Annotated in this window: 11 protein-coding genes; 8 read left to right on the top strand and 3 right to left on the bottom strand. The window is 57.4% G+C overall.

Annotated elements, in window-relative coordinates:
- Window positions 1-213: 213 nt before the first annotated feature.
- Together ASC80_RS24390 and ASC80_RS24385 are read left to right on the top strand one after the other, a co-directional pair.
- Entirely contained in the window at window positions 214-591 is a 378-nt protein-coding gene (locus ASC80_RS24390) for a response regulator (protein WP_056298696.1), read from the top strand.
- Window positions 592-696: 105 nt separating this feature from the next.
- Window positions 697-1,479 carry a sensor histidine kinase gene (locus tag ASC80_RS24385; protein ID WP_056296470.1) on the top strand — a complete coding sequence of 261 codons (783 nt, stop codon included), beginning with the start codon at window positions 697-699 and terminating at the stop codon, window positions 1,477-1,479.
- Window positions 1,480-1,533: 54 nt separating this feature from the next.
- Here the strand turns inward: ASC80_RS24385 and ASC80_RS23030 are convergent, their stop codons facing one another.
- Both ASC80_RS23030 and ASC80_RS10445 read right to left on the bottom strand, forming a co-directional pair.
- Entirely contained in the window at window positions 1,534-1,785 is a 252-nt protein-coding gene (locus ASC80_RS23030) for a hypothetical protein (RefSeq protein WP_082512509.1), read from the bottom strand.
- Entirely contained in the window at window positions 1,782-2,069 is a 288-nt protein-coding gene (locus tag ASC80_RS10445; protein WP_244487245.1) for a hypothetical protein, read from the bottom strand. The genes ASC80_RS23030 and ASC80_RS10445 overlap by 4 nt, the downstream gene beginning before the upstream one ends.
- 515 nt (window positions 2,070-2,584) lie before the next feature.
- On the opposite strand from ASC80_RS10445, the gene ASC80_RS10440 reads away from it, so the two are divergent.
- From ASC80_RS10440 to ASC80_RS10420, 5 genes are all read left to right on the top strand, one after another.
- Window positions 2,585-3,538, top strand: a complete 954-nt coding sequence (locus tag ASC80_RS10440) for a class I mannose-6-phosphate isomerase (RefSeq protein ID WP_056296464.1) — start codon at window positions 2,585-2,587, stop codon at window positions 3,536-3,538.
- Window positions 3,539-3,540: 2 nt separating this feature from the next.
- Window positions 3,541-5,817 carry a glycosyltransferase family 4 protein gene (locus ASC80_RS10435; protein WP_056296461.1) on the top strand — a complete coding sequence of 759 codons (2,277 nt, stop codon included), beginning with the start codon at window positions 3,541-3,543 and terminating at the stop codon, window positions 5,815-5,817.
- 44 nt (window positions 5,818-5,861) lie between these two features.
- Window positions 5,862-7,157 (top strand): glycoside hydrolase family 130 protein, encoded by a 1,296-nt coding sequence (locus tag ASC80_RS10430; RefSeq protein ID WP_056298694.1) that lies wholly within the window; start codon window positions 5,862-5,864, stop codon window positions 7,155-7,157.
- Between the two features lie 784 nt (window positions 7,158-7,941).
- Entirely contained in the window at window positions 7,942-8,643 is a 702-nt protein-coding gene (locus ASC80_RS10425) for a VIT1/CCC1 transporter family protein (protein ID WP_056298691.1), read from the top strand.
- 79 nt (window positions 8,644-8,722) lie between these two features.
- Window positions 8,723-10,567, top strand: coding sequence for a heavy metal translocating P-type ATPase (locus tag ASC80_RS10420; protein WP_056296458.1), 1,845 nt, complete (start codon window positions 8,723-8,725; stop codon window positions 10,565-10,567).
- Between the two features lie 174 nt (window positions 10,568-10,741).
- On the opposite strand, the gene ASC80_RS10415 is transcribed toward ASC80_RS10420, so the two are convergent.
- A complete protein-coding gene (locus ASC80_RS10415) occupies window positions 10,742-11,566 on the bottom strand; it encodes a universal stress protein (protein WP_056298688.1) in 825 nt (274 codons plus the stop codon).
- Between the two features lie 172 nt (window positions 11,567-11,738).
- Here ASC80_RS10415 and ASC80_RS10410 point away from each other — a divergent pair, with 172 nt between their 5' ends.
- Window positions 11,739-12,566 carry a universal stress protein gene (locus ASC80_RS10410; RefSeq protein WP_056296456.1) on the top strand — a complete coding sequence of 276 codons (828 nt, stop codon included), beginning with the start codon at window positions 11,739-11,741 and terminating at the stop codon, window positions 12,564-12,566.
- Window positions 12,567-12,726: the final 160 nt, after the last annotated feature.

The following is a 12,726-nucleotide window of genomic DNA, read 5'->3' as shown; positions in this document are numbered from 1 at the left end:
TGCGTTGCCCGCCTTTGGGCCTTCGGTGAAAGCAGATGAAGCCGTGACGATGACCAAAGAAGGCCGGCTCCCGGCCCCCAGTGCCGTGGACGCATTCCTGTTTGCACAACGGCGGCTCGGGCGTCCCGGTCAGGGAAGCGCGGCCGGTTTTGGGCCGATGGAATGTTCGACGCCACAGCCCGCAGGTCGGCTTCCTTTACCCAAAGCTCTGTCATGATGAGTCTGGATCGCCCGGCAGTTGTGCTTGTTGTTGAGGATGACCTGATCTTGCGCATGCGGGCGATCGATATGGTGGATGACGCCGGCTATGGCTCGATCGAAGCGGCAGATGCGGACGAGGCCTTGGCCATTCTCCTGTCCAGGTCTGATATTGCGCTTTTGTTTACCGACGTTCAGATGCCGGGCAGCATGGATGGGCTCGAACTCGCTAATGCCGTTCGCGAGCGTTGGCCGCTTATCAAGATCATCATTGTGTCCGGTCAATTAAAGCTGTCGAGTAGTCAGCTTCCGCGTGACAGCCGGTTTTTCGGCAAGCCACTCGTGTCAGGCCAAATGATCGCTGAAATGCAGAATATGATCGGGTCGGCTTGATTTGGCTGGGAAAAGGCCGATCTGCGACCTTTCCGACCCTGGCAGCTACGATCTTGTGTGCGAAAGATTTGGGTGGAACTGGACAGATCGTGATAAGCCTTGCCGATGCTCAAAATTGACCATGACGGGGAAGCCGTCGACTTGGCATCTGGTCCAAGTTCCGCCGAGGAACTACTGACGGCAGAGAACGTCAGTCTCAGGCTCTTGCTGACACAGGCAGAATTGAGCGCCGAAACCCTGCTTACGCAGGCCGGTATCGACGCCAAGGAGCGCGAAGCAGCCGACAAGCTGCAAAAGCTGATCCTGGAAGAGCTTCATCACCGTATCAAGAACACGCTTGCGACGGTCGGTGCCATTGCCTCCCAAAGCCTCCGCAATGCTTCGAGTACGCAGCATGCACAGCAGGCGATTGAAGGCCGGTTGCTGGCGCTCGGCCGTGCTCATGATCTCCTGTTGCAGGCACGGTGGACCAGCGCGGACATGCGAAAAATCGTCCGTGGCGCCGTCGAGGCTTTTGACAATCCGGACGTGGCGAAGTTCTTCATCGAGGGACCTGACGTTCAGATCGCGTCCAGCGCTGTGATCGCCATCGCGATGACCCTCAATGAACTCTGTACCAATACCACCAAGTTCGGTGCGCTATCGGTGCCTGCTGGCCGGGTTGCCATTAGCTGGGTCGTAGATGAAGCGAAGCGGCTGCAGTTCGCTTGGAGGGAGTACGGCGGTCCGAAGGTCCATGTCCCAACCCGACAGAGCTTCGGCACCCGCCTGATCGAAAATCTCGGGAGGCAGCTCAAGGGCAACGTCAAATTGACTTACGAGCCGAGCGGATTTGTCTACGTGCTTGACGTTCCGTTGGCTGCTCTTGAATTCTCACCGATCGGGTAACGAGCGAGCCGCACTTCTCTCTGGTTGACAATGCGGTTCGTTCAAGAGGCGCACTCACATCGTGCAATATCGTCCCGCGCTTCGAACTGCGCCATTAATCCCGTCTGCCAATTGGATTTCGCTTATTTGATGAAGGTTGCCGGCCAGCGCCGACGCCTGAATCGAACTCATGGAGAGCGGCTTACGATCTGCGTAGCAGAACTTGATGCGCCAAACGCCTTGCCTGTTTCGATGCGGCTCCACCAAAATTATTGGAAGATCGGGTAATCCGTTTTCAAAAAATAGAACTGAAAGTGCGCCGGTCATGGGCTTGCACTGAATTCGTCCGGGACCCTTCCTTCCCGATAAAAGACCTTTGGTTCTTCGTCATAGTCGCCGGTTTCGTCATCAGAGGTCATGGAGAAGGCGACAACGCCTGCTTTCGACAATGCGAGCCGCTGCGCGGTACGACGCGCGCCCTCCGCGGATCGACACACGATAGGCGTGTCTGGCTTCAACTGATCATCTTTTGCGGTGTTAAAAGCCTGCACGAGAAACTGCGTTTGAGGCGACATGGCGCAAACATGCGCTCTTTCTGGCTTAATAGCCATTTATTAGTTCGGAATTCGGCCTCATACCGAGTTAGCTCCATGGGGGTGTTCTTGTATTTCCCGTAAGTCGCCATACGTATGAGTTCTGTGCTGTTGACCACGGCGAAGCTGGTCCCTATCTCGCGTCTCCCAACAAGATACCATGTCTTACTATCGAGATGTAAAGAGATGCGATGGCGGCGAAGCCGAGGATTTCTAGTCTATCGGGCGACGTTTGCGTTGAAGATAGTAATGGTCATTGGGTAGGAAAGAGCCCATCTATAATACGCGATCAGCGACAGCTGCTTGCACAAACGCCCGCAGTCTTCGAACTTGCTAGACGCTCGGTTGCTGCACATCCGCTGAATGCGGAGACGAATGTCGCTGCCGCCCGAACCGCGATGCTCGGCATCGCGAACGACATACTTGCTTAGCTGTTAATCAGGATCGCGCCGCGCTCACTGCAGCGAGCGGCGTTACCCCTTTTCATGTCGGCTTGATTGCGGCCGGAGGCCGGGAGGCCAAGTGGAGTCAGAGTGACGATCGAACATGCCGCCGTGCACATGCATCGCAAGCCCTGGGGAAGCACTGATCTGCTGCCTTGGGCTGGGGCACCCGCAAACGGTGACGCGATCGGTGAATTGTGGTTCGAACGGGCGGATGCCACCGCGCCGAAATCGGCATTACTTCTGAAACTGCTGTTCACGTCCGAGCCTCTCTCCATTCAGGTCCATCCGGACGACGACTTTGCGCGGTCCATCGACTTGCCGAACGGCAAGGCCGAGGCTTGGTATATTCTCTCGGCAACGCCCGGCGCGCAGGTTGCGGTCGGACTGAAACACCTACTCACCGCCACCGAGTTGCGCGCGTCGATCGAAGACGGCTCCATCGCAGAGAAGGTGCAATGGCGGGCGGTTTGCACCGGCGATGTGATCTCTGTTCCTGCCGGCACCGTTCATGCGATCGGCGCCGGGATCGTTCTCGCGGAAATCCAGCAGCAAAGCGACGCCACATTTCGCTTGTTCGACTATGGGCGGCAGCGTGGATTGCACGTCGATCATGCCGTGGCGGTTGCCAAGACGGGGCCGGCCGATCCACAGCCGCAACCGCGAAGACTGAACAAGGCGAGAGCCGCACTCATTGTCAGTCCACATTTTGTGCTGGAGCAGTTGAATCTTCCGGCACGCTCCATCTGGACGCTCGATGCGCCAAAAGAAACCTGGGTTTTGGTTCTTGGCGGTCACGCTCGGATCGGTTCAATCGACGCACATCTTGGCGACGTCATTTTTATGGATGCGGATCGTGCCGACATCGAAATCGGCGCTGAGGGCATGACAGGCTTGCTGGCCTATCTCGGCCCTAACGTAAACTCCGGAGCGCTTGAACAGCAGAGCAATGTCAGCGTTGTCACCGATCCAATTTCTGTGCGTTCGCCGGCAACACAGACTGCGTCCGAACACTTGCCGCCGCTCGCAAAACAGGAGACTTAGACGTGACCACGCTCAATCGTATGGCGTTCATTGGAAATTCACTGCCGCGCCGTTGCGGCATCGCGACCTTCACAACAGATTTGCAGCGCGCCGTTGCCGACTCGCGCCCGGATCTCGAAGCTACCATTGTCGCTATGACCAATCACGGTCAGATTTACGATTACCCGCCCACCGTCGGCTTTCAGATCAACGATAGTTGCCGCGAAGACTACATTGAGGCGGCAAACTTCCTGAACAGCGGCAAGTTCGAGGCGGTGTCACTACAGCACGAATTCGGCATTTTCGGAGGCGAGGCAGGCGATCACATCATGGTGCTGCTATCGCGGCTTGCCATGCCGATCGTCACGACGCTGCACACGGTTCTGTCGGAGCCAACAACCGCGCAGCGCGATGTGCTTTCGCAGATCGTGGCGGTTTCGTCCAAGATCGTCGTTATGGCGGAAAAGGGCCGCGAACTGCTGCGCGCGGTTTACCAGGTGCCCGATGAAAAGATCGAAGTCATCCCGCACGGCATTCCGGAATTTGAATTTCTCGAGCCGGACGGAGCCAAGGCCAAGCTCGGGTTCAGCAACCGAGCGGTGATTCTGACGTTCGGTCTGCTCTCGCCCAACAAGGGCATAGAGGTCATGATCGACGCCATGCCGTCAATTCTGAAAAGCCGGCCGGATGCAGTCTACGTCGTTCTCGGTGCCACCCATCCTAACCTCGTCCGGGATCAGGGCGAGGCCTATCGCGAAAGCCTTATCGAGCGTGCACGGAACGCCGGCGTCGAGGATCACGTGGTGTTTCTCGACCAGTTTGTCGATCAGAAGACGCTGCTCGATTTCATTTCCATGTGCGACGTCTATGTCACGCCTTATCTCAACGAAGCCCAGATGACATCGGGCACGCTGGCTTACAGTTTTGGGCTGGGGAAAGCCGTGGTCTCCACGCCATACTGGCATGCACGGGAATTGCTGGCCGACGGTCGCGGCATTCTGGTGCCATTTGGCGATGCCGCAGCGATCGGCAGTGAGATTGCAAAACTTCTGAAGAACGATGCGCTGCGGCAGGCAATGCGTAAGCGCGCCTATTCGAGCAGCCGCTCGATGATCTGGGAACGAACGGCGGACCGCTACATGTCCGTATTTGAAAATGCCGGCCGAAGGCATCGACTCAAGACGATTGCCCGATCAGACACCAGCACGTTGTTACGCGATAGCCATGCTCCGCCGGAAATGCAGATCGATCATTTCCTGTCGATGTGCGACGATACCGGGCTGTTTCAGCACGCCGTTCACTGCGTGCCGGATCGCTCCCACGGCTATTGCGTCGATGACAATGCCCGCGCACTGCTATTGGCCTGCGCGCTCAATAATCCCGGCGAGCAGCGCCTGCCGGAGGTGCTGACGGCGCGCTTTGCCGCCTTTGTCCAGCATGCTTGGAATCCTGACACGAAGCGCTTCCGGAATTTCATGGGCTTTGACCGCAACTGGCTTGAAGATACAGGATCGGAGGATAGCCACGGCCGGACGCTTTGGGCATTGGGCGTGTGTGCGCTCGCCGACGCAAATCCATCGCGGCGAGCCTGGGCGGCTTTGCTGTTCGCTGAGGTCGTACCGACCGCGGAAAAACTTCGCTCACCGCGTGCGTGGGCGTTCGTATTACTCGGGCTCGACGCCTACTGCACGGTTGCTGTCAATGATCTGCGGGCGATCAGTCTCCGTCTTCTTCTCGCCGACCGGTTGATGTCGATTCTCGCCGCAGTGGAGACGCCGAACTGGGTGTGGTTTGAGGAGGGGCTCGCCTACGACAATGCGCGCTTGCCGCAAGCCCTGATCCTGACTGGCGTCGCCACCAAGACGCCGGCGTATCTGGATGCCGGCCTGAAATCCCTGCATTGGCTCGTGACGCAGCAGACTTCGGTGACGGGTCAATTTAGACCTGTCGGTACCGATGGATTTCGCGACAAGCGCCGTCCACCCCGGGCGTTCGATCAACAGCCGCTGGAAGCCGCGGCGACGATTGCCGCCTGTCTCGCGGCGTGGCGCGCCGTTAGTGATAGTGAGTGGAAAGTCGAAGCCGCGCGTGTGTTCGCATGGTTCCTCGGCAGCAATGACTTGTCGATACCTCTGGTCGATCTGGAAACCGGCAGTTGCCGCGATGGCCTGCATCCTGATCGCCCCAACGAAAACTGCGGCGGTGAATCCGTCGTATCTTATCTGTTGGGCTTGTCCGAGATACGCCAGATTGCGCGCCTCAGCGAGAGCCATGCGACACTGTTGCCGCGAGTGGCGTGACACCGCGTTCGTTTGCAATCTCCATCAAACAATTCGAGGTTTTCTTGTCACAATTTCCGTTCCTGAACCGCCAGGCTCTTTATTTGCGGCCCGATCCAACGCGCGTGATTGTGCGGCCTTTCAAACCAGCAACCGAGCCGCGCGATCTCAATCCGACGGACAAGACCCGGGCCAATCATATCGTTGACCGAGTCCTCGCCCTCGACCCCGAGATCGCGGCCAGCCAGTTGGCTGATGTGCTGGAGAACTTTGTCGACCGCCACCGGAATTTGTTGCAGGCGTTCGAGGCTCGCGCCGATGAAATGGAAGACGCGTTGGCCGATCATGTCGCGTTCACCAAGGTGCAACGCCAACTGGTCGGAGCCTATTTCTTGAACGAGTACTCGTTTGAAGCTTCCGCGCTGTTCAATCCAAGCATCGTGCCGCATCCCGATCAGTCTTGCACGCCGGCTGGCAGCCTGCGGTTCGTCCTCAGCCTTCGCGCGGTTGGCGAAGGACACGTGTCCTCGCTGACGTTCCGGTCCGGGCTGATTGCTGTGGATGGAACCGTCTGTCTCGATTCCACCGCGCGCCTTGCGTCAGGCCCCAAGATTCTCGATCCAGGGTCTGGTCCCGACGCTGATATCAAGTTCGTCTTTAAGGCCGACGAGGACGTCAGCGAGCGGGTGATTTTTCCGATTACGGAATCGCAGTCCAACGGAATCGAGGACGCGCGCTTTGTTGAATTCTGCGACGATGACCGCAAGGTCTATTATGCGACTTATACCGCTTACAGCGGACGAGCGATTCGATCGGAGCTGATCGAAACCTCCGACTTCGTTTCGTTTCGCCTGTCGGTGCTGAAGGGCACCGCGGCGCGCAACAAGGGCATGGCTTTATTCCCTCGGAAGATCGGCGGCAAGTACGCGATGATCGCGCGGCAGGACAACGAGAATCTATATCTGATCTATTCGGATGATCTGTACACGTGGGACGGTGGACAGGCGATTCTGAAGCCGCAATTCCCGTGGGAATTCGTGCAGATCGGGAATTGCGGATCGCCGATCGAACTCGATGAAGGATGGCTGTTGCTGACGCACGGCGTCGGTCCGGTAAGAAAATATTCGATTGGAGCAGCGTTGCTTGACAAAAACGATCCCTCGAAGGTGATCGGTCGTTTGCGCGAGCCATTGCTTCGGCCCGACCCCTTGGAACGGGAGGGATACGTTCCGAACGTCGTTTATACGTGTGGTGCAATGCGGCACGACGACAAGATCATTTTCCCCTATGCGATTTCCGATACCTTTTCCAATTTTGCGACCATCGAGATCGCCGCGTTGATAAAAGCTATGCACGGATGAGGGCTGTCCCGTTCAATGTTAGAAGCGGAACGCGCGCGAGCGAAGTTCGTGGAAATCCAGGGATTGATCGATGCGATCGATCGTGCAGTTCGCGGCGAGCAAGCAGGGTAGAATTTTGGCCCTCGGACCTAATTCATGATGATCTTGGGCTGCGGGCATCGGGCTGGTCCGGGTAACGATCAGAGGTACTAAAGCGATCAGCGAGCGTAAATTGTCTCCGGCCACTTCTCTGTTTATTTTGGGAAGCCAGACAAATAGCGTTCCGTGACTAAATCCCAACCTTGATCTCTCCACAGTCTTTTCTGCAAGAGTATGCGCTGAGCGCGCCTGATGCTGTCGCGGAATGAGCAGATATGGAATTAGTCATAGCAGAAAGCGTGCTTAAGGCGACGGATTCCGATTGCAGGTTACAATTGGTCAAAGCCTGAAAATTGGCGTTAGGAGAGTTGACCTGAATCAAGCCTTACGAGCGCAGGGCTGCGAAAAAGAGGTCGATGGACTATCCTCAGGGTCCAGATTGAAAGAAGTGCCAATGCGTCAACGCCCGCCTGCATAATCATGGGAATCGAGCGTAACGCCGATGTTCAATTTCGATTTTCACGAGTGTGGATGGTTACCGTTGTAGCATTCCTCAGAACAGTCTGCCGACGTCAGTCGATTACGAACTCCGATGAAGACAACCGCCGTCTCGATCTGCTGCTTCAGAATGTCCAGAAATGCGGCGCGATTTTTCCAATACGGTGGCGACCACAACGCCGGTTCGGGGCATTATCAGGAGAAAGATATGAGTCGCCTTCACGTGCACCCTGAGAACCATCTCGTTGATCGGATCGGATGGCTCAGGGCGGCTGTCCTGGGAGCAAATGATGGTATCATTTCAACCGCGAGCCTGATCGTCGGCGTTGCCGCGGCAGCCGCGACACGAAACGATATTTTGATTGCAGGAATTGCGGGATTGGTGGCCGGGGCAATGTCGATGGCGGCCGGGGAGTATATTTCCGTCAGTTCGCAATCGGATACCGAGCAGGCCGACCTTGCCCGCGAACGCGAGGAGTTGAAAGATGATCCTGCGTTTGAATTGGACGAACTTGCCGAAATCTATGTCAAGCGAGGTGTCGACGCACCCTTGGCGCGGCAGGTGGCTGAGCAATTGATGGCAAAGGATGCGTTGACGGCTCACGCGCGCGACGAGTTGGGAATTTCGGAAATTACTTCAGCGCGTCCCGTTCAGGCTGCGCTGGCCTCGGCTGCAATGTTTTCGGTGGGCGCCGCCATGCCGTTGCTGATGGTGGTCGTATCTCCTGGATATGCGATGGTGCCGATCGTGTCCGTGGCATCACTGGTCTTTCTGGCCGTTCTCGGTGCAGTGGGGGCAAAGGCGGGCGGCGCGAACATTCTGCGTGCTACCATTCGGGTAACATTTTGGGGCGCGCTTGCCCTGGCGCTCACAGCCGGTATTGGAAAGCTGTTCGGGACAGTGGTCTGAGATTCCGGTCAGCCGGCTTCTCGCGTGTAAACTGGAATGGCTCCGCGGGCGGGCGCGCGCTTCTGCGAGGTGGTTTGAGATGCTTGCCGGCTTCTTCGTGCGGACCGTATTGGTGTTGCTCCCGGCTTTTGGTCTTGGCCTCGGCTTTGCCATGCCACTGCTCGGACAGCCGGCGTGGCAGGATCGTGTCTGGGCGGCGTTCACGATTCCGGTACTGATCTTCCTCGTTTACGACATTGTTGCAAGCCTGCGCCGCGGTGAAGTCGGCCTCGACATCGTTGCGGTTCTGTCGATGGCGGCAGCGCTCGCTGTCGGGGAAGAACTGGCTGCAGTCGTCGTCGCGCTGATGTATGCCAGCGGGCAATTCCTCGAAGCATTTGCGGAGCGCCACGCGCGCCGCGAGATGACGGCATTATTGGCGCGGGTACCTCGAACAGCTGTTCGATACCGGGCAAGTGGCCTAGAAGAGGTCGAACTGGACCTGGTCGTGCCTGGCGATCGTCTGCTGATCCGGCAGGGCGATGTAGTCCCGGCCGACGGCGTGGTGGCGAGCGGGCTTGCGGTGCTGGATCAATCCGCGCTCACGGGAGAGCCTATTCCGGTTCAGCAGCGCGCCGACGACGAGGTAATGAGTGGATCCACCAACGTCGGCGAGGCGTTTGATCTCATCGTATCGCATCGCGTCGCCGAAAGCACTTATGCCGGTATCGTGCGGCTGGTGGAGAACGCGCAGCGCTCCAAGGCTCCGATGTCGCGACTCGCCGATCGTTTCGCGATAGTCTTCCTCGCTATCACCGTGATAATTGCTGCCGCCGCCTGGTTCTTCACGGGCGATCCGGTCCGCGCCGTCGCCGTTCTCGTCATTGCCACGCCGTGCCCCCTTATCCTTGCAGTGCCGGTCGCTCTCGTGTCCGGCCTTTCCCGAGCGGCGCGACATGGCATTCTTATCAAAGGAGGTAAGGCGATCGAAGCGCTAGCGCGCATTAATTCACTGATACTTGATAAGACCGGTACGCTCACCGACGGCAGGGCGAAAGTCGTCGCCGTCAACGTATCGGCCGATGCCGACCCCGGTGAAGTGTTGCGCCTCGCCGCCTCGCTCGATCAGGCATCCAAGCACATCATCGCTCAGACCATCGTTGCCGAAGCGCAGAGTCAGCAGCTTAAACTCGCAATACCATCCGGCGTTGTCGAAACGCCCGGTGAAGGAGTTCAGGGCGTCGTTGAAGGGCGCATCGTCGCGGTCGGCGGGATACAGTTCGTGATGTCCAAATTGCCGCAAGGGATGGAAAATTCGTTCCAGCTAGCAAAGGTTGCCGGCGCGGTGGTTGTCGCCGTTGCTATCGACGGCCGTCTGGCGGGCGAAATAAGGCTGGCTGATGAACTGCGTTCCGGCACACAATCTCTTCTTCAGCTGGTGAGAATGTTAGGAGTGCAACGGATTGTTCTCGCAACAGGGGATAGGAGCGCGGTTGCGGACGCCGTTACTGCAGGTTTGGGAATCGACGCGGTCCGTTCGGAGTTGACGCCGGATCAGAAAGTCCTGGTTGTGCTCTCCGAGCGAAAAAACGGTCCCGTCATGATGGTAGGCGACGGCGTCAACGATGCGCCAGCACTGGCCGCAGCCGATGTCGGCGTTGCAATGGGAGCTAGGGGTGCCACGGCGTCCGCCGAGGCAGCCGACGTTGTCATCCTGGTCGATCACCTTGATCGCATCGTGCCTGCCATGGAAATCGCCCGGCGTTCCCGCTTGATCGCCCTCGAAGGTGTATTTGCCGGGATGGGGCTCTCGCTGATCGGAATGGTCGCCGCAGCGTTGGGTTATCTGACGCCAGTGGAGGGAGCGCTAATCCAGGAAGCAATAGACGTCGCCGTCATCCTGAATGCTTTGAGAGCTCTGGGTGACGGGAAACTGCCTGTTTGAAAAATCGGCTGAGCGTTGGAAAGAAAACTGTTAAACAGGATGACGGAGACTAATCTGATAGTGTGCAATGCATAATGTTACGGTACGGCCGACGAATTGGTCGAATCGAGCTAGCTATTTTAGCGGCACGCAACGATAGCTTCTCCAACGGGCCTGAGCATTTTGCTCGAGATGCTATCTTGAGAGGAGGACGCAGCGTTTCTGCTGCGTTACAAGATGGCGGGTGACCCCTCCCAGTACCCATTCGCGAAATCTTGAGTGCCCATAGGCGCCTGCAACAATTACACCTGCGCCGGCATCGGATGCGACTTCATCAAGGCGCATCGTGACGTCCTCCGGTTGATCGATCACCAACGTCTCCGCGGAGAGGCCGTGTTGCTGGAGCCAGGATGCGACGTCCTTCAGTCGGGACTGAGCTGCCGGCCGCGTGCTGCCTTCTTCCAGGATTTCAACAATTGTTACTTCTGTCGCGAGTGAAAGCAACGGTAGAGCATCAACGATCGCTCGCCGTGCTTCCCGAGTGTCCTTCCAGGCGACAAGAATGTGTCGGGTATCAAGCCAGTTCATGCTTTCGGGCACGACTAACAGCGCCCGGCCAGTGGCCATTACAAGATCGGTCGGGTCGGCACCTGAATAGGGGTCAGTCGGTTCCACACCAACCTGGATCACGAGTATGTCGGCGGCACGAACCTGGGTGCTTATAAACCGCGTCGAAAGATCGATGGCACAGCGCCATTCAAGTCCTTTTGACTTATCGGCCAAGCGAGCGCGAAATTTTTTCTCCAACTGATCGATGCGTTCGCGGATGGCCGTTCGTTCCTGGTGGAAGATTGCCTCGGCTTGCTCGCCTTCTGCGTAGTAGAGCGGTGGTTTGAGATCAGAAGCGGCGATACCAATCACATGCGCCCCTAAGCGTTGAGCCAAGTCACCCGTTACCGCGAGGCAGGCGTCATTGGATCGATCAAGCGCCAAGCTAGTCATAACCGTTCTGAATTTCATTCTTTCCTCCATGCGGCTCCAGACTGTCCGTCCGGGCTGGCGTCGACAGCATTCATAGAGGCTTTTTTCGGGTAGAGACTGAGCTAGATCAAAAATGCCTCTGAGCGATACAGATAGACTGACCCTTGTCGAGCGCCTGATCTAGCGGGCATTTCGTCGACGGGAGAGTGGGATGGCCTACAAGTCCATAATGGTATTCTTGGGTCTTGAGCAGGTGAACGAGGCGGCTCTCAGGGTGAGCTGCGATCTGGCCGATCGGTTTGATTCCCGGATTATCGGCGTCACATCTGGTGTGCCATATGTGCCCGTCCATCTGAATGGCATGGTTGCGGCTAGCATGCTGGAGGCTGATTATGACGAACTGGCTCTCGCGACTGCTCGATGCGAAAGCCGCTTTCGTGATGCGATCAAGCCCTGCGGGCAACCTTTCGTTTGGCGAGAGAGCACCGAGATGCCTGCGGACTTCCTTGCAGCTGAGGCGTGCAGCGCTGATGTTGTGATCGCGGAACTATCGGAAAATAGTCCGCTTATGAGTGGGCAACGTTGGTTGGATTTTGGCGATGCACTGATGAAAGCCGGTCGACCATTTATCATCGTTCCTCCACGAACAACCGCAATGGCATTGAATCGCATCCTGGTTGCCTGGAAGGATTGCGCTGAGGCGAGGCGGGCAATAGCTGCGGCGTTACCGATGCTTCAGGCCGCACAGGATATCGCTGTCGTTGAAATCGTGGATAGCGAGAGGGAGACAGAAGCGGCTTCCGCAAGCGTTGCGGACGTTGCCGAATGGCTTTCTCGGCACGGAATTGCCGCGCAGGCGCGTGCGGAACTGGCGGCCGGCGATACGGGAAAGCAACTCGAGGCGATCACTGTGGAATTTGGTGCAGATCTGCTTGTGGCAGGTGCATATGGGACTAGCCGATTTAGCGAATGGGTATTTGGCGGTGTAACCAGTCATCTTCTGAAACAACGGTCGTTTTGTGCATTGCTCATGCATTAACACGCGAAAAGGGGCGACATACGATGACACCTTATTCTGACAGCTTGATGACTCTCATCACCGCAACATTGCCGTAACAAATCCCCAAGCGATCTTCGCGGCCGTTCCTCCGCAAGAGGGAATTGCGCGGAGCACGTTAGGCGCGGAAGTTGAGAAATCG

This window comes from Afipia sp. Root123D2 (genome assembly GCF_001425835.1).
GTDB lineage: Bacteria > Pseudomonadota > Alphaproteobacteria > Rhizobiales > Xanthobacteraceae > Afipia.
This window is presented reverse-complemented; position numbering and strand designations above follow the sequence as displayed.